This is a genomic window from Photobacterium leiognathi (assembly GCF_030685535.1).
Taxonomy (GTDB): Bacteria; Pseudomonadota; Gammaproteobacteria; order Enterobacterales; family Vibrionaceae; genus Photobacterium; species Photobacterium leiognathi.
In genome coordinates, this window is the sequence record NZ_CP131601.1 from 646,227 (window position 1) to 664,706 (window position 18,480).

Annotated in this window: 13 protein-coding genes, 2 tRNA genes and 3 rRNA genes; 10 read left to right on the forward strand and 8 right to left on the reverse strand. The window is 44.2% G+C overall.

Features of this window, described 5'->3' with window-relative positions:
- Positions 1-6: 6 nt before the first annotated feature.
- From accA to Q7674_RS10035, 4 genes are all read left to right on the forward strand, one after another.
- Positions 7-966, forward strand: a complete 960-nt coding sequence (gene accA, locus Q7674_RS10020; protein ID WP_305423657.1) for an acetyl-CoA carboxylase carboxyl transferase subunit alpha — start codon at positions 7-9, stop codon at positions 964-966.
- A 118-nt stretch (positions 967-1,084) separates the two neighbouring features.
- Positions 1,085-2,389 carry a tRNA lysidine(34) synthetase TilS gene (gene tilS, locus Q7674_RS10025; RefSeq protein WP_045065471.1) on the forward strand — a complete coding sequence of 435 codons (1,305 nt, stop codon included), beginning with the start codon at positions 1,085-1,087 and terminating at the stop codon, positions 2,387-2,389.
- Positions 2,390-2,521: 132 nt separating this feature from the next.
- Complete coding sequence (locus tag Q7674_RS10030) at positions 2,522-3,433, forward strand: D-alanine--D-alanine ligase family protein (RefSeq protein WP_023933384.1); 912 nt, start codon at positions 2,522-2,524, stop codon at positions 3,431-3,433.
- A 196-nt stretch (positions 3,434-3,629) separates the two neighbouring features.
- Positions 3,630-4,841 carry an aromatic amino acid transport family protein gene (locus Q7674_RS10035; protein ID WP_045065449.1) on the forward strand — a complete coding sequence of 404 codons (1,212 nt, stop codon included), beginning with the start codon at positions 3,630-3,632 and terminating at the stop codon, positions 4,839-4,841.
- Positions 4,842-4,893: 52 nt separating this feature from the next.
- Here the strand turns inward: Q7674_RS10035 and Q7674_RS10040 are convergent, their stop codons facing one another.
- The 8 genes from Q7674_RS10040 to metN form a co-directional block, all read right to left on the reverse strand.
- A complete protein-coding gene (locus tag Q7674_RS10040; RefSeq protein WP_045065447.1) occupies positions 4,894-5,082 on the reverse strand; it encodes a DUF4250 domain-containing protein in 189 nt (62 codons plus the stop codon).
- A complete protein-coding gene (locus Q7674_RS10045) occupies positions 5,082-5,288 on the reverse strand; it encodes a YaeP family protein (RefSeq protein WP_008986249.1) in 207 nt (68 codons plus the stop codon). Before Q7674_RS10045 ends, Q7674_RS10040 begins: the two co-directional genes overlap by 1 nt.
- A 395-nt stretch (positions 5,289-5,683) precedes the next feature.
- On the reverse strand, positions 5,684-6,541 hold the full coding sequence (locus Q7674_RS10050; RefSeq protein ID WP_045065445.1) for a GGDEF domain-containing protein: 858 nt from the start codon (positions 6,539-6,541) through the stop codon (positions 5,684-5,686).
- 186 nt (positions 6,542-6,727) lie between these two features.
- Entirely contained in the window at positions 6,728-8,443 is a 1,716-nt protein-coding gene (locus Q7674_RS10055) for a proline--tRNA ligase (protein WP_045065444.1), read from the reverse strand.
- Positions 8,444-8,569: 126 nt separating this feature from the next.
- Positions 8,570-9,271 carry a tRNA (N6-threonylcarbamoyladenosine(37)-N6)-methyltransferase TrmO gene (gene tsaA, locus Q7674_RS10060; protein WP_045065442.1) on the reverse strand — a complete coding sequence of 234 codons (702 nt, stop codon included), beginning with the start codon at positions 9,269-9,271 and terminating at the stop codon, positions 8,570-8,572.
- A gap of 102 nt (positions 9,272-9,373) precedes the next feature.
- A complete protein-coding gene (locus tag Q7674_RS10065) occupies positions 9,374-10,189 on the reverse strand; it encodes a MetQ/NlpA family lipoprotein (protein ID WP_045065440.1) in 816 nt (271 codons plus the stop codon).
- 42 nt (positions 10,190-10,231) lie between these two features.
- Positions 10,232-10,918, reverse strand: coding sequence for a methionine ABC transporter permease (locus Q7674_RS10070; RefSeq protein ID WP_008986254.1), 687 nt, complete (start codon positions 10,916-10,918; stop codon positions 10,232-10,234).
- The gene (metN, locus tag Q7674_RS10075) at positions 10,908-11,942 is read right to left on the reverse strand and encodes a methionine ABC transporter ATP-binding protein MetN (protein WP_305423661.1); all 1,035 of its coding nucleotides are present in this window, start codon (positions 11,940-11,942) and stop codon (positions 10,908-10,910) included. The genes Q7674_RS10070 and metN overlap by 11 nt, the downstream gene beginning before the upstream one ends.
- Positions 11,943-12,202: 260 nt before the next feature.
- On the opposite strand from metN, the gene gmhB reads away from it, so the two are divergent.
- From gmhB to rrf, 6 genes are all read left to right on the forward strand, one after another.
- Positions 12,203-12,754, forward strand: coding sequence for a D-glycero-beta-D-manno-heptose 1,7-bisphosphate 7-phosphatase (gmhB, locus tag Q7674_RS10080; protein WP_305423663.1), 552 nt, complete (start codon positions 12,203-12,205; stop codon positions 12,752-12,754).
- 436 nt (positions 12,755-13,190) lie between these two features.
- A 16S ribosomal RNA gene (locus Q7674_RS10085) occupies positions 13,191-14,740 on the forward strand.
- 72 nt (positions 14,741-14,812) lie between these two features.
- Positions 14,813-14,889: transfer RNA gene (locus tag Q7674_RS10090), tRNA-Ile, on the forward strand.
- A 45-nt stretch (positions 14,890-14,934) separates the two neighbouring features.
- Positions 14,935-15,010, forward strand: a tRNA-Ala gene (locus Q7674_RS10095).
- 301 nt (positions 15,011-15,311) lie between these two features.
- A 23S ribosomal RNA gene (locus Q7674_RS10100) occupies positions 15,312-18,202 on the forward strand.
- A gap of 120 nt (positions 18,203-18,322) precedes the next feature.
- Positions 18,323-18,438, forward strand: a 5S ribosomal RNA gene (rrf, locus tag Q7674_RS10105).
- The 16S, 23S and 5S rRNA genes sit together here with 2 tRNA genes alongside, the layout of an rRNA operon.
- Positions 18,439-18,480: the final 42 nt, after the last annotated feature.

Genomic DNA, 18,480 nt, shown 5'->3' on the forward strand with positions numbered 1-18,480 from the left:
AGTGGTATGAGCCTGAACTTCCTCGAGTTTGAACAACCGATTGCAGAACTAGAAGCAAAAATTGAAGCATTACGTGATGTATCTCGTCGTGATGAATCTAACTCGGTTGATCTAGAAAAAGAAATTGAGCAACTAGAAAAGAAAAGCCTAGAGCTAACCAAGAAAATCTTTGGTGATCTTGGTGCATGGCAGGTTGCGCAACTCGCACGCCATCCTCAGCGCCCATATACTTTTGATTACATCGAGCACATGTTCGAAGAGTTTGATGAATTAGCGAGTGATCGCGCTTTTGCTGATGATAAAGCATTGGTGGGTGGTATTGCGCGTATTGATGGTCGCCCAGTGATGGTGATCGGTCATCAAAAAGGTCGTGGTACGACTGAAAAAGTAAAACGTAACTTTGGTATGCCAAAGCCTGAAGGTTACCGTAAAGCGCTACGTTTAATGAAAATGGCAGAGCGTTTCAATATGCCTGTGATCACTTTCATTGATACAGCAGGTGCTTACCCGGGGGTGGGTGCTGAAGAGCGCGGCCAATCAGAAGCAATTGCAATGAACCTTAAAGTGATGGCTGGTCTAAAAGTTCCAGTGATCTGTAACGTTGTAGGTGAAGGTGGCTCTGGTGGTGCACTAGCGATTGGTGTGGGTGATTGCGTTAATATGCTGCAATACTCAACTTACTCTGTTATTTCTCCAGAAGGTTGTGCATCAATCTTATGGCGTGATTCAGATAAAGCACCACAAGCGGCAGAAGCGATGGGTATGACAGCACCTCGTCTTAAAGAGCTTGAGCTAATTGATAACATTATCGAAGAGCCACTAGGTGGTGCGCACCGTAACGTGCCATTAATGGCTAACACGCTAAAAGCTCAGCTGAAAGCAACGCTTGAAGAGTTAGACACAATGGACACTGAAACGTTACTAGAACGTCGTTACCAGCGTCTAATGAGCTACGGCTACTGTTAAATAACTGCATGTTATTAAATGAAGAGGTCAGCATGATGCTGGCCTTTTTTGTATTTCTCGTTTAGTGCGGCCTATTGCTGCGTTAAACTGGTGTTTTATCGTTATGTTGAAAGAAGCCATGTTATATCCCTCTTTTTCTCGCCAACTACTCACAACCCACAATGCCGGCAGTAAAAGTTTTGTTCTTGCTTTTAGTGGTGGGTTAGATTCGCGAGTGTTACTGGATTTAATGGCTCGATTTATTGCTCAATACCCGACTTATTCTTGCCATGCCGTTTATGTACATCATGGCTTGAGTAACAATGCCGATGTGTGGGCTGAGAAATGTTTAGCGTGGGCAAAGCAAAGTGGGATCAGCTGCGATGTTGAACGAGTGATGGTTGAGACGGGAAACCGTATCAGTCTTGAACAAGCAGCGCGAGAGGCTCGCTACAAGGCATTAGCTAAACATGTTCAACAGGGAGATACCTTATTAACGGCACAACACAGTGATGATCAGATAGAGACTTTTTTGTTGGCGCTTAAACGCGGTAGTGGTCCTGCTGGATTAGCATCAATGCCCGTTATTTTACCTTTTGCTAAAGGTACACATTTAAGACCGTTATTGAATGTGACTCGTGCTGAGATTGAACAATACGGCAAGGCTCACCAACTTGAATGGGTGGAAGATGAGAGTAACCAAGATGAGCGTTACGATCGTAATTTTATCCGTCATCAGATCACCCCTCGTCTGGTAGAACGTTGGTCGGGCATCCATAAAGCGGTTGCACGAAGTAGTGCATTGTGTGGTGAACAAGAAGCGTTATTAGAAGAGCTATTATCGACGCAGTTGGCTCAAGCAACGCAGCAAGATGGGAGTTTATTGCTGGCTAAAAATACTACTCAGCGTGTTGGAATGGCATTGATTAGACAATGGTTAAAACGACAAAAAGTGGTGATGCCGTCTTTAGCTCAACTTGAGCAGATTTGGTTTAACGTTGTATTAGCGAAACAAGATGCCAACCCTAAGTTATGTTGGTCAAATGTCGAAGTTCGTCGCAGCCAAGGGAAATTGTATTTACTGCAGCAATGGAGTGATATCAGTCAATGGCAAGCATCACTTGAACTTAATGCTGCATGTCAACTACCACAGGATTTAGGCGCGTTAGTATTATCGGAAAGCGGTTGTGATAAAGCGCTTCGATACCCACAAAAAGATGAGCAAGTTACGGTGCGCTTTTGTTATCAAGGCGATCCCATCAAACCATTAGGACGCAGTGGTAGTCGTAAACTCAAGAAACTGTTTCAAGAGTATCAAGTCCCGAGTTGGTTACGCAGTCGAACGCCTTTTATTTTTTATGGCGACAAACTTGTAGCCGTTGTTGGCTATTTTGTTGTTGCCGATTTTTCAGGCGATGATATTGCTATTAATCACCGAATTTAACCAATCAATTTTATAAATCTTCAATAAAGGTCACATAACTTATATTCAATTAGTTTCTTTGCTATTTACTAGTTAGTTAATCGTTAAATTTATTGTATTTTTGGCGCTTTATTCTTTCAGTAAGGAATGTAAATGAGGGTTGGTGTTCTATGTGGCGGCAGATCGAGTGAGCGAGAAGTATCACTAAAGTCTGGGGCGCAAATTGTATCTGCAGTTAAAGCCTTAGGGCATGACGTAATACAGCTAGATCCATGTAGCATTGATCTCTCAATGCTGAATCTTTATAAGCTGGATAAAGTATTTATTGCTTTACATGGTGGCTTAGGCGAAAGCGGACATATCCAAGCATTACTTGATATTTTACAGATCCCATACGTTGGAAGTGGCGTCTTAGCATCAGCGATCTCACTGAATAAACTGAAAACGAAAGAAGTGTGGTCGGCAAATGGTTTATTGACCGCACCTTGGGTATTGGTACGTAAATCGACATCTCAATCTGATATTTTAAAGGTCTGTGGTGAAATCACATTTCCTGTTGTGATCAAGCCTTTAAATCAAGGTTGTAGTATTGGGGTTGCTAAAGCCGATAATGAAGAACAATTATGGCAAGCACTGCTAGCTGCATTTGAATATGATGATGAAGTGTTAGTAGAGCAATTTATTGTTGGACGTGAATATACCTGTGCAGTATTGAATGATGAAGCGCTGCCTATAGTACAAATTTGTTCAGATACGTTTTTTGATTGGAGTGCTAAGTTCGGAACACAAAGTGCCACTTATCACTGTCCATCAGATTTGAGTGAGCAAGAAGAAAAGAGCATGCAGCAAGTTGTAAAGGCTGCATATAAAGCGTTAGGTTGTCGAGGTTGGGGGCGCGTAGATGTGCTGTTAACTGAAAATAACGATGTGTATTTAATTGAAATGAATACCATTCCAGGGATGACAGAGCGTAGTGTCTATCCAATGGCTGCAGCCCAAGCGGGTTTAACTTATGAAGCGTTAATTGCTAAGTTACTCGATAAAGCACAATTTGATACGATTTAATTCAAGTTTAAAAACACCGTAATAGTTATCCTATTGCGGTGTTTTTTTATGCTTGAAAGTTGGGGGAAATCTAGACGTATATGCAGATGATTACTTTAATGTTGTTTTTTTATCTATTTGGTAACTTTTTATTGCGAGATAATATAAAAAATATTAATGTACTAGTTCACTGATACGTTAGCTGTAAGGAATAGATATGAGCAAACCATCCACACTTGGCGGTGCATGCATTATTGCAAGCGTTTGTGTTGGCGCAGGCATGTTAGGTTTACCGAGTGCGGGGGCGGGTGCATGGACATTTTGGAGTGTTATTGCGATCTCATTGACCATGGTCATGATGACCTTATCCGGTTGGTTACTGTTAGAAGCACTAAAGCATTACAACTTTAAGGTGTCTTTTAATACCATCACCAAAGATGTACTAAATCGTAAAATCAACGTGATCAACAATCTGTCACTGTACTTTGTTGGTTGTATTTTGCTTTATGCTTACATTTCATCATCAGGCATGATTTTCAGTAACTTGCTCGGCATTAATGAAAAGTTAGCGTCAGTGTTATTTGTAGCGGTATGCTCTGCGTTTGTTCTACATTCAACTCGCGCTGTTGATCGTATTTCAATTCTACTGATTGTCTTTATGCTGGTGAGTTTTTTAATCGGTATCTCTGGTTTAGCGGTTAATATTCAGATACCAGTGCTGCTTGATACGACACATTTACATGCTAGTTACTCACCGTATGCGTTAGCCTTGTTACCGATTGCATTGACCTCGTTTGGTTACCATCACTCAGTTAGTACGATGCGTGATTACTACCGAGATGAATACCGTGCGAAAAATGCGATTTTAGGCGGTACCTTTATTGCGTTAGGTTTCTACTTGGTATGGGTATTATGTATTTTTGGTAATTTGCCGCGTGATGCGTTTGGCCCTGTAGTTTCTGCTGGTGGTGGTATTGATGCACTCACTCATGCTCTTGATAGCGTAATTGATTCTAATAGTGTGAAGCAGGCTATCCGTATTTTCTCAATCGCTGCTGTTGTGTCGTCATTTATTGGTGTCGGCTTAGGCGTCTTTGATTACCTTGCAGATTTTTTTGGCTTTGAAGACAGCAAACAAGGCCGCATGAAAACTTGGGCGATCACCTTTATTCCACCGCTATTATTCTCATTAGTGTCACCGTTTGGTTTTCTTACTGCGATTGGACTTGCAGGTGCAGCGGCGACTATCTGGGCGTGTATTATTCCGGCATTGTTAGCGAAGAAAACCCGTCAATGTAAAGCGTCGAAAGAAGGGTTTGTGGTACCGGGCGGTAATGTGACGGTGTATGTCGTGATTGGTTTTGGTGTAGTCACTGCCGTGTTCCATATTATGGCAATGGCAAATTTACTGCCGATTTTTAAAGGCTAATAAGAGTTTTATCCAGAAATAAAAACGGAAGCTTTTAGCTTCCGTTTTTTGTTTAGCGAAACTGTTTGGCTTCAGGCTGGTATTCAAATCCAGCACTTGCCAGTTTATCGATCAGCTTTTGACGATCGATATCGTAGTATTTAACAAGCTCATCGAGATTTTGGAATTCATCACGGATTTTCATGTTAACGATACTCATCAACATAATAGGATCCATGGATTCAAATTTAGCTAAGTCCATTATTTGTCCTCATGATCACTAATTAATAAATTAGCCGCAGCAAAAGCTGCACGTTCACGCACTTCTAGCGGTAGGCTGGTGTTTTCTGCAATATCGTTGAAAGTTTTGATTGCGCAGGCAATAGCTGCAGGAATGTATCCTTGATCGCCACTTCCAATTTGTGCATAGGTCGCACGAATAAGCTCACCACATTGATAAACTTGCATAATTAGCCCTCTTTAGAAAATATTCAAAGAGATAACAATATCTATTTGAATACTCTCAAATGTTATATACCCAAGTAACTTCAAGATGCAGTGTTCAGCGAGACGACCTTAGTTCTCAGGCGCAGCAACGATTCGTAGATATAGTGGTTCTACATTGAGAATTGTTAACAAAGTCTGAGAGCTAAGGACGCTCGCCCTTTGGAAGCGTGTCACTGAGCCGACTTCTTGCGTCAGACAACTTGGAAAGAGCTCGCTATTCCGCTTCGTTGCCTTCCTTGAATTCAACTCAGTGACCTCGCTCTGAATCAGGCATATTGAAGTCGCTTGGGTATAAATATCATAGCGTTAAACAATGTAAAAACGTAGTAGTTATGGTGTTTAGAACAACGGAATGATTATTTATTGCGCTTGTGTTGGTAGAGTTTACGATCGGCGCGTTCAATTAGAGATACCATCGAATCACCTTGAGTAAAGGTTGCTGTACCATAAGAAAAGCCAATATTGAGAGTACTAAGAATAGGGCTTTGATTGATGTAGTCGCTGATCCTTGCGGCGACTTTGATTTCAGAACGTGGGCTTGCAGGTTGCAGTAAAATAATAAATTCATCGCCACCAATGCGGTAACAACGATCAGAATTTCTGATCGCATGTTTTAAGGCTTGAGAAAATGCCTTAATCACTTTGTCACCATCGAGATGACCAAAGTTGTCATTGATCTGTTTGAAGTTGTCTAAATCACAGATAAACAGTACTAACTCCACACTGCGCTTTTCACTCATAGCAATGGCATGATGAATATCTTGCTCAAAGCACATTCGATTACATAAGCCAGACAATTGATCCATTAATGCCATATTTTTTACTTTACGGTATTCAATAGCGTTAAATAATGGACCTGCTAATAGACGATGATAAGTATGTAGCAAGCTGATTTCGTCATCATCCAGTGGGTATAAGGTTGAATATTGCAGAGTACCTAAACAGGTATCACTAAAGCGAAGAGCAAAACTTTTTTGATGAGGACTTGCTTGTCCTTGACGGATCAAGGTGGTGGTTTTATCTAAGCGCCAAACGAGGCGACAAATATCAATTTGTTTATCGAGCTCGCGGCATAGGATCTCAAATAGTAAGCGGATCTCTAACTTCCCTTGTAGCTTTTGCAGGATCAACAGGCGTTGATCTGCGGCTAAAGGTTTTTGCTTTAGCTTAGGGGAAGGAGATGAGGTTACGTGTTTAAATAAAGCCTGTTCCATCGCTACAAGATCGTTAACTATTTAGTTTGTCACTATAGGGGATCTTAAGCGCAGATCAATCGTAACAATCGGTTATGCAACGACTTTAACGTGTTACATCAAAAATTGGGGGAGACTCTGAGGTTTTTATTAATAAAAAAAGCTGCCATATTCGGCAGCTTTTTCAGTATGTTATGAGTATTTCAATTAAGCTAGTTTTTGCTTAAGGAACTCAACAACATCGTTTACAGCAACGGCTTCTTTAGTGCCAGCGCGACGGTTCTTATATTCCATCTCGCCATTTTCTAGGCTGCGGTTACCAATTACGATAGTGTGTGGGATACCGATCAATTCATGATCCGCAAACATTACACCTGGGCGCTCTTTACGATCATCAAATAGCACGTCGATACCAGCAGCAGTTAGTTCAGCGTACAGCTTTTCTGCCGCTTCTTTCACTTCTTCAGATTTCGCCATGTTCATTGGAACGATAGACACTTGGAAAGGTGCGATTGCGTCAGGCCAGATAATACCGTTTTCATCGTTGTTTTGCTCAATAGCAGAAGCAACAACACGAGAAACACCGATACCGTAACAACCCATTTCTAGGATTACGTTCTTACCGTTTGAATCTAGTACGCCACAGTTCATCTTCTCTGAGTACGTAGTACCTAGTTGGAAGATATGGCCTACTTCGATACCACGCTTAAGCATTAGCGTACCTTGACCGCATGGGCTTGGGTCGCCTTCAACTACGTTACGTAGATCTTCAACACGACCTAGTTCAACGTCACGGCCCCAGTTGATGCCAACATGGTGTTTACCATCGATGTTTGCACCTGCAGCAAAATCGCTCATTACAGCAACTGTGCGGTCAACGATGAATGGTAGCTCAAGACCAACAGGACCTAGTGAGCCTGGACCTGCGTTAACGAACTGGCGAATTTCTTCTTCTGTTGCCATTTCCAGTGGAGAAGCAACACAATCTAGGTTTTCTGCTTTAATTTCGTTCAATTCGTGATCACCACGAATTAATAGCGCTACGATAGGCGCATCGATCTCATCAGAAGCTTTAACAAATAGCGTCTTGATTGTTTTTTCGATAGCGATACCGTGTTGCTCAACTAACTCATCGATAGTTTTCGCATTTGGTGTATTGATAACAGAAAGCTCAACCGTTGGCGCTGCACGATCGTGAGCAGGGGCTAGTGCTTCTGCTTTTTCGATATTTGCTGCGTAGTCAGATTCAGTTGAGAATGCAATTAAGTCTTCGCCGCTTTCTGCTAATACGTGGAACTCTTGAGAGCCATTACCACCGATTGCGCCAGAGTCAGCCCATACTGGACGGTACTCAAGACCCATGCGATCGAACGCTTTACAGTAAGCGTCGTGCATTGCATCGTAAGACTTTTGTAGACCTTCTTTGTCAATGTCAAAGCTGTAAGCATCCATCATGCAGAATTCACGTGCACGCATTACACCGAAACGTGGACGACGCTCGTCACGGAATTTAGTTTGGATTTGGTACAGGTTCAACGGAAGTTGCTTGTAAGAGCTAACTTCGTTGCGTACTAGGCTTGTGATCACTTCTTCTGCTGTTGGACTAAGCACAAACGGACGAGTATGGCGGTCAGTAAAGCGAAGTAGTTCAGGGCCCATTTTCTCAGAGCGGCCTGTTTCTTCCCATAGTTCAAACGGCTGAACAACGGGCATCAAGGTTTCGATTGCGCCTGCATTGTCGATCTCTTGGCGAACGATGTTTTCGACCTTACGCAGTACACGCAGACCTGTAGGTAGCCAGGTGTATAGACCTGAAGCCAGCTTACGGATCATACCTGCACGTAGCATTAGCTGGTGGCTAATAACTTCTGCGTCGTTTGGAGTCTCCTTCAGAGTAGAAAGAAGATAATTACTGGTACGCATTGATGGTATCCGTTGATTAATTAAATTAAAAAAGAAGGGATAAATCCCGCCCGTCAGCGATCTGACGATAGCCGAATATCTTACCAGCCTACACGCTATTCGCCAAAGAGAACTGTATAAGATCTACTATTGATTAACTTTCTCGATCTGATTAACGGTTATTTGTTGTTCAGTCACCGAAAAGTGCACATTAAAATCAAACAAGTGGACAGCGTATTGCTTAGGATCTGGCTTGCCTTTCTTATAAGCCGGACGAGGATCTTGGGTTAATACTTCACTGATCACGGTTTGATAATAGGCTTTATTTTTTGCTGGTAGTTGATTGAGTGCGGCTTCGCTAAAACACACTGGCATTAGATCTGGCGTGCTTGATGCAAAGCCACCTTGTGCTTGTGGCAAGCTGTCTGAATAAGGAATATAAGGTTTTATATCAACAATAGGCGTGCCATCAACCAGATCGACCCCACCTAATTCGATGATCACATTGCCGTTTTCATGGCGAATCCCTTTTAATTCGACCGCTGACATACCAATGCCATTTGGACGAAATGTGGCACGGCTAGCAAACACGCCAATACGTTCATTGCCACCTAAACGAGGGGGACGAACAGTTGGGCGCCATCCTGCTTCTAAATTCTGATCAAATAAAAATAACAGCCATAAATGGCTAAATTGTTCGATGCCTCTTACCGCTTCTAATGAATTTGCTGCACCTTGCAATATAATTTCAGAACGTGCACTCGGTACTAACCCTGGCTGTCTAGGAACCGCAAATTTTTCTTTATAAGGGGAGAGGATAATACCGATAGGATCAATGCTATAAGACATGAAATGAAGCCAGCTAAGAAGTCAAAAGAGCTGAGAATATAACATAAAAAAGGGTAGGTGCTGAGACCTACCCGATAAGTGTATGATGATCAAATGCTGAGATTACCAGCCTTTAACCACACCACCATTGAAGATGTTTTTCGCTGAGTTATAGACATCTTCAGATTGGTATGCTTGAACAAATTTCTTCACGTTTTCCGCATCTACATTGTTTGCACGAGAGACAATCAGGTTCACGTATGGCGATTCTTTATCTTCTACAAACACACCATCACGTTCAGGTGTTAGGTTAATGCTGCTTGCGTAAGTGGTGTTGATGATCGCCAGTGCTACATCATTAAGTGAACGTGGAAGTTGTGCCGCTTCTAGCTCAATAATCTTCAGGTTTTTCGGGTTTTCAACAATATCTAATACAGTTGCTGTTAAACCTGAACCGTCTTTTAGCTTAATAAGGCCTTGTTGTTGAAGTAGCAATAATGAACGACCAAGGTTAGTTGGATCGTTTGGTACAGCTACTTTATCGCCTTCTTTTAGCTCATCAACAGATTTAATTGAGTTTGAGTAACCTGCGATTGGGTAAACGAATGTATTACCTGCGACAGCAAATTTGTAACCACGATCTTTAATTTGCTGATCAAGGTATGGCTTGTGTTGGAATGCATTGGCATCAATTGAGCCTTCTTCTAGTGCCGCATTTGGTGATACGTAATCAGTAAAGGTCACAAGCTCAACATCAAGACCATATTTCTCTTTCGCTTGCTTTGCTGCAACTTCAGCAACTTGCTCTTCGGCTCCTGCCATGACGCCAATTTTTACCTTGCTGTTATCAACCACGGCTTCTTTTTCACCACAGCCTGTTAATGATAGGGCTGCTGCAACACCTGCAAGAGCAAAAACATGTTTTAGATTAAACGCCATACAACTTCTCCTTAAAATGGGGTTTTCCTTAAAGTGTTTTGATTATCGATGATCAACACGTTTTACGAGGTAATCACCGACAGATTGAATAATTTGTACCAGTACGATCAGAATGACGACAGTGATAGCCATAACAGTGCCATCAAAACGTTGGTAGCCATAACGAATACCCACATCACCTAGACCGCCGCCACCAACGGTCCCCGCCATCGCTGAATAGCTCACTAAAGTAACTAAGGTGATCGTCACCGCATTTATGATGCCCGGTAACGCTTCTGGCAATAGTACTTTCTTAATGATCTGTAGCGGTGTTGCTCCCATAGATTGGGCTGCTTCCACGAGGCCAGATGGAATTTCTAACAATGCCCCCTCTACTAAGCGAGCAATAAAAGGAATAGCCCCTACCGCTAAAGGTACAATTGCTGCTGCAGTACCAATTGAGCTACCGACTACAAAGCGGGTAAAAGGAATGATTGCAACCAGCAAGATAATAAAAGGAATAGAGCGACCGATATTGACGATAATGCCAAGGATGTTATTTACAACGGTATTTTCTAATAAGCCATTTTTCTTGGTTAAGTGAAGGGTAACACCCAGCGGAATACCAATAACAAAACCAATTAGCCCTGATACAAACACCATGGTTAATGTCTGTCCCAGTGCTTCAATAAGTAAATCAATCAGGCGGGTATTTTGTTGCCACCATAGGGTTAAATCATTAAGCGACATAGCCAAGTACCTCAACATTCACTTTATTTTGACGAAGAAAATCAACCGCATTATCAACGGCGGTGTGATCGCCGAAAAATTCTGCCAGCATCAATCCAAACTTCACACCGCCTGCGTAATCCATATCAGAGCTAAGAATGCTGATATCTAAGTTAAACTTACGGGTTACTTGGCTGATCAATGGGGCGTCTACAGAAGCACCAGTGAACTCTAAACGTATAAGAGGGAATGAGTTTTCAACTTGAGTTGGTGTCATGCGAGCTTGGTAGTCTGCTGGAATCGACAAATCCAACGTTGAACGAATAAAGTCTTTAGCTAATTCAGTTTTAGGATGCGAGAAAATATCACCAACGGCTCCTTGTTCAACTAATTTGCCGCTACCAATAATGGCGACTTCACTACAGATACGCTTAACCACATCCATTTCATGGGTGATCAGCAAAATAGTCAAATTTAGTTTACGGTTGATTTCTTGTAGTAGTTCAAGAATTGAGTGCGTAGTTGCCGGATCTAATGCGCTGGTGGCTTCATCACACAGTAGTACTTTTGGATCAGAAGCTAACGCACGTGCTATCGCAACACGCTGTTTTTGACCGCCACTTAAATTTGATGGGTAACTTAAGTGTTTATCTTCAAGCCCCACTAAAGCCAATAATTCAGTTACCTTTGCTTTAATCGTCGCTTTATCTGTATTGGCAAGTTCTAGTGATAATGCAACATTATCAAAAACAGTGCGAGATGAAAGAAGGTTAAAATGTTGGAAAATCATGCCGATTTTGCGACGAGCCAGTGTCAGCTTTTGATTAGATAGGGCCGTAAGATCGACACCATCAACAATCACTTTACCATTAGAAGGGCGCTCTAACAAATTAACACAACGGATCAGGGTACTTTTACCTGCGCCCGATGAGCCAATAACCCCGAAGATAGTTCCTTGCTGAATCGTAAGGTTGATATCGCTTAATGCGTTAATAGCCTTATCGCCTTGATAGAAGACTTTATTGAGTTGTTTTATTTCTATCATTGAACGTCCTGCTCCTAGATAAAACTATTGGATGATATTAAATATCTATTGTATAAATTTACGGTCGATTGTTTTAATGGTGTTAAATAAGCAATCATCCTGTAATTGTGATGCTATGTTCTATCACAAAACCTGTCAATAGCTATTTTTACGTCTAGACGTCTAAATGAGTTCCTACCAACGAGTTAGTGAATAACGAGTACTTTTCACTATTAACTCGTGCCATAATCTAAGAAATTGTGATTTATGAGGGCTAACCTTTGACCAAACCTGCAGTCTTTATTGACCGTGATGGCGTAATTAACGTTGATCATGGCTATGTACATACCGTTGATGATTTCGAATACGTCGATGGTGTGTTTGAAGCATGTAAAAAATTAAAAGAGATGGGCTACCTATTAGTATTGGTAACGAACCAATCAGGTATTGCTCGTAGTATGTTCACTGAAGACGAATTTCTATCTTTGACAGAATGGATGGATTGGAACTTTGTTGATAATGGTGTTGAGTTTGACGGTATCTATTACTGCCCACATCATGCGACAAAAGGTCAAGGTGATTACCTACAAGATTGTGACTGTCGTAAGCCAAAGCCTGGTATGTTTATCTCTGCTCGTGATTTCCTCAAGATTGACATGTCAAAGTCAGTCATGATTGGTGATAAAGCAGATGATATGAAAGCAGCAACTGCTGCCGATGTTGCCGTGAAGGTATTAGTGCGCACAGGCAAGCCAATCACCGAAGAAGGTGAAGTATTAGCAAACGTCGTATTAGACAGCATTGCAGATGTTCCAGCTTGGTTAGCACAGTAATAATCTCCACCTAATATTGCTAAAGATAATTGATGGATTGAGAAAAGCAGCGTTTTGACGCTGCTTTTCTTTTTTAGATCTTAAAACGTCTTCGTTAGTGAAAAAATACCCTATTTTGTGATTGTTGTTTGAAAATTGGACAAACGATTGCGATTAAAGAAAAAACCTTAAAAAAACTATTGTCAGCGAAAAAAATATTCCTATAATGCGACCTCACTGACACGGAGCGAGCCACTGGCAAGCGTTGATGTCAGTATTGTTCTTTAACAATTTGACCATGCAATCTGTGTGGGCACTCGTTGAATGATTAGTCAAAAAGATTTATCAATGATACTAGTGACCAATTTGATACTTCGGTATCAGCACAGTCAATTCATTCATCATTTATGATGAATTAACAGTATTCATTGAGTCGGTCGAAAGACCAACAAAACTTTAATTGAAGAGTTTGATCATGGCTCAGATTGAACGCTGGCGGCAGGCCTAACACATGCAAGTCGAGCGGCAGCGACTTAACTGAACCTTCGGGGAACGTTAAGGGCGGCGAGCGGCGGACGGGTGAGTAATGCCTGGGAATATGCCCTGATGTGGGGGATAACTATTGGAAACGATAGCTAATACCGCATAATCTCTTCGGAGCAAAGAGGGGGACCTTCGGGCCTCTCGCGTCAGGATTAGCCCAGGTGGGATTAGCTTGTTGGTGAGGTAATGGCTCACCAAGGCAACGATCCCTAGCTGGTCTGAGAGGATGATCAGCCACACTGGAACTGAGACACGGTCCAGACTCCTACGGGAGGCAGCAGTGGGGAATATTGCACAATGGGGAAACCCTGATGCAGCCATGCCGCGTGTATGAAGAAGGCCTTCGGGTTGTAAAGTACTTTCAGTAGGGAGGAAGGCAGTGTCGTTAATAGCGGCATTGTTTGACGTTACCTACAGAAGAAGCACTAGCTAACTCCGTGCCAGCAGCCGCGGTAATACGGAGGGTGCGAGCGTTAATCGGAATTACTGGGCGTAAAGCGCATGCAGGCGGTCTGTTAAGCAAGATGTGAAAGCCCGGGGCTCAACCTCGGAACAGCATTTTGAACTGGCAGACTAGAGTCTTGTAGAGGGGGGTAGAATTTCAGGTGTAGCGGTGAAATGCGTAGAGATCTGAAGGAATACCGGGGGCGAAGGCGGCCCCCTGGACAAAGACTGACGCTCAGATGCGAAAGCGTGGGGAGCAAACAGGATTAGATACCCTGGTAGTCCACGCCGTAAACGATGTCTACTTGGAGGTTGTGGCCTTGAGCCGTGGCTTTCGGAGCTAACGCGTTAAGTAGACCGCCTGGGGAGTACGGTCGCAAGATTAAAACTCAAATGAATTGACGGGGGCCCGCACAAGCGGTGGAGCATGTGGTTTAATTCGATGCAACGCGAAGAACCTTACCTACTCTTGACATCCAGAGAACTTAGCAGAGATGCTTTGGTGCCTTCGGGAACTCTGAGACAGGTGCTGCATGGCTGTCGTCAGCTCGTGTTGTGAAATGTTGGGTTAAGTCCCGCAACGAGCGCAACCCTTATCCTTGTTTGCCAGCACTTCGGGTGGGAACTCCAGGGAGACTGCTAGTGATAAACCGGAGGAAGGTGGGGACGACGTCAAGTCATCATGGCCCTTACGAGTAGGGCTACACACGTGCTACAATGGCGTATACAGAGGGCTGCCAACTCGCGAGAGTGAGCGAATCCCAGAAAGTACGTCGTAGTCCGGATTGAGTCTGCAACTCGACTCCATGAAGTCGGAATCGCTAGTAATCGTGAATCAGAATGTCACGGTGAATACGTTCCCGGGCCTTGTACACACCGCCCGTCACACCATGGGAGTGGGCTGCACCAGAAGTAGATAGCTTAACCTTCGGGAGGGCGTTTACCACGGTGTGGTTCATGACTGGGGTGAAGTCGTAACAAGGTAGCCCTAGGGGAACCTGGGGCTGGATCACCTCCTTACCTAAAGACTTGCTGTTGAATGCAGTGTCCACACAGATTGCTTGGTTAATAGCAAAGAACGCAAAAAGACTTGGGTCTGTAGCTCAGGTGGTTAGAGCGCACCCCTGATAAGGGTGAGGTCGGTGGTTCAAGTCCACTCAGACCCACCACTTTCTCTCAGATGAAAGTGGCGGTTTTAAGTCTTTTATATCGTTGGGGTTATAGCTCAGCTGGGAGAGCGCCTGCCTTGCACGCAGGAGGTCTGCGGTTCGATCCCGCATAGCTCCACCACTCTTTAAATGCATTCACTTGAGTGTTTTTAAACAGTGGTTATCTAACGATAAACACAATGCTCTTTAACAATCTGGAAAGCTGACTAGTAAATTCAATCAATAGATTGATTTATAGTTTTCATCGAAAGATGAAAACGAGTTCTCAAAACAAACACATTCAAGTGTCTTGTATCGAGTCCGGCGAAAAACCAACGTCTTGCTCTTTTTGATCGAAGAGGAGAGACACAAACCTTGGTTGTTTGACCAACTTATTTCACTTTTTAAGTGAAGACTAAGAGTGAAACCTCTTGGGGTTGTATGGTTAAGTGACTAAGCGTACACGGTGGATGCCTTGGCAGTCAGAGGCGATGAAGGACGTATTAACTTGCGATAAGCCCAGAGAAGGTAGTAAAAACCAGTGACTCTGGGATTTCCGAATGGGGAAACCCACTTACATAAGTAAGTATCGTGTTGTGAATACATAGCAGCACGAGGCGAACCGGGGGAACTGAAACATCTAAGTACCCCGAGGAAGAGAAATCAACCGAGATTCCGGTAGTAGCGGCGAGCGAAACCGGATTAGCCCTTAAGCTAGTTTTGCGTTAGGTGAAAGTTCTGGAAAGTTCTGCGATACAGGGTGATAGCCCCGTAACCGACAACGCATTATCAGTGAAAACGAGTAGGACGGGACACGTGTTATCTTGTCTGAATATGGGGGGACCATCCTCCAAGGCTAAATACTCCTGACTGACCGATAGTGAACCAGTACCGTGAGGGAAAGGCGAAAAGAACCCCTGTGAGGGGAGTGAAATAGAACCTGAAACCGTGTACGTACAAGCAGTAGGAGCCCACTTGTTGGGTGACTGCGTACCTTTTGTATAATGGGTCAGCGACTTAATTTTAGTAGCAAGGTTAACCGTTTAGGGGAGCCGTAGGGAAACCGAGTCTTAACTGGGCGAATGAGTTGCTAGGATTAGACCCGAAACCGAGTGATCTAGCCATGGGCAGGTTGAAGGTGAGGTAACACTTACTGGAGGACCGAACCGACTAATGTTGAAAAATTAGCGGATGACTTGTGGCTAGGGGTGAAAGGCCAATCAAACTCGGAGATAGCTGGTTCTCCCCGAAAGCTATTTAGGTAGCGCCTCGGACGAATACTACTGGGGGTAGAGCACTGTTAAGGCTAGGGGGTCATCCCGACTTACCAACCCTTTGCAAACTCCGAATACCAGTAAGTACTATCCGGGAGACACACGGCGGGTGCTAACGTCCGTCGTGAAGAGGGAAACAACCCAGACCGCCAGCTAAGGTCCCAAAGTTATAGCTAAGTGGGAAACGATGTGGGAAGGCTCAGACAGCCAGGATGTTGGCTTAGAAGCAGCCATCATTTAAAGAAAGCGTAATAGCTCACTGGTCGAGTCGGCCTGCGCGGAAGATTTAACGGGGCTAAGCTATACACCGAAGCTGCGGCAATGTGCTTTTGCACATTGGGTAGGGGAGCGTTCTGTAAGCCGTTGAAGGTGTGCTGTAAGGCATGCTGGAGGTATCAGAAGTGCGAATGCTGACATGAGTAACGATAAAGGGAGTGAAAAACTCCCTCGCCGGAAGATCAAGGGTTCCTGTCCAACGTTAATCGGGGCAGGGTAAGTCGACCCCTAAGGCGAGGCCGAAAGGCGTAGTCGATGGGAAACGGGTTAATATTCCCGTACTTCTTATAATTGCGATGGAGGGACGGAGAAGGCTAGGTGAGCCTGGCGACGGTTGTCCAGGTCCAAGTATGTAGGCTGATGGTTTAGGCAAATCCGGACCATCTTAAGGCTGAGATACGATGTCGAGTCACTACGGTGATGAAGTCATTGATGCCATGCTTCCGGGAAAAGCTTCTAAGCTTCAGATTATAAGGAATCGTACCCCAAACCGACACAGGTGATCAGGTAGAGAATACCAAGGCGCTTGAGAGAACTCGGGTGAAGGAACTAGGCAAAATGGTACCGTAACTTCGGGAGAAGGTACGCTCCTAGCGGTGATGAGACTTGCTCTCTAAGCTGCCGGGAGTCGCAGATACCAGGTGGCTGCAACTGTTTATTAAAAACACAGCACTGTGCAAAATCGAAAGATGACGTATACGGTGTGACGCCTGCCCGGTGCCGGAAGGTTAATTGATGGGGTTAGACTTCGGTCGAAGCTCTTGATCGAAGCCCCGGTAAACGGCGGCCGTAACTATAACGGTCCTAAGGTAGCGAAATTCCTTGTCGGGTAAGTTCCGACCTGCACGAATGGCGTAATGATGACTACGCTGTCTCCACCCGAGACTCAGTGAAATTGAAATCGCAGTGAAGATGCTGCGTCCCCGCGGCTAGACGGAAAGACCCCGTGAACCTTTACTATAGCTTGGCACTGAACATTGACCCTACATGTGTAGGATAGGTGGGAGACTGTGAAATAATCGCGCTAGCGGTTATGGAGTCGTCCTTGAAATACCACCCTTGTATGCTTGATGTTCTAACGTGGGCCCCTTATCGGGGTTACGGACAGTGCCTGGTGGGTAGTTTGACTGGGGCGGTCTCCTCCCAAAGAGTAACGGAGGAGCACGAAGGTGGGCTAATCACGGTCGGACATCGTGAGGTTAGTGCAATGGCATAAGCCCGCTTGACTGCGAGAATGACAATTCGAGCAGGTGCGAAAGCAGGTCATAGTGATCCGGTGGTTCTGAATGGAAGGGCCATCGCTCAACGGATAAAAGGTACTCCGGGGATAACAGGCTGATACCGCCCAAGAGTTCATATCGACGGCGGTGTTTGGCACCTCGATGTCGGCTCATCACATCCTGGGGCTGAAGTCGGTCCCAAGGGTATGGCTGTTCGCCATTTAAAGTGGTACGCGAGCTGGGTTTAGAACGTCGTGAGACAGTTCGGTCCCTATCTGCCGTGGGCGTTGGATGATTGAGAGGGGCTGCTCCTAGTACGAGAGGACCGGAGTGGACGAACCGCTGGTGTTCGGGTTGTGTCGCCAGACGCATTGCCCGGTAGCTAAGTTCGGAATCGATAACCGCTGAAAGCATCTAAGCGGGAAGCGAGCCTCAAGATGAGTCATCCCTAGACCTTTAAGGTCTCTAAAGGGTTGTTGAAGACTACAACGTTGATAGGTCGGGTGTGTAAGTGCTGTGAGGCATTGAGCTAACCGATACTAATTGCCCGTGAGGCTTAACCATACAACACCCAAGGGGTTTTATACGGACTCCAAGAACACTTGAACGTGTGTTTGAGAATCAGCTTTCTAAGATTACTTTTGCCTTCAGTTTTTTAAAAACTGAAAGTAAATAAAGAATTTGCTTGGCGACCATAGCGTTATGGACCCACCTGATCCCATGCCGAACTCAGTAGTGAAACGTAATAGCGCCGATGGTAGTGTGGGGTCTCCCCATGTGAGAGTAGGACATCGCCAGGCTTTACTTTCTGTCTTCAGATTTTTAAGAAAAATCTGAAAGCA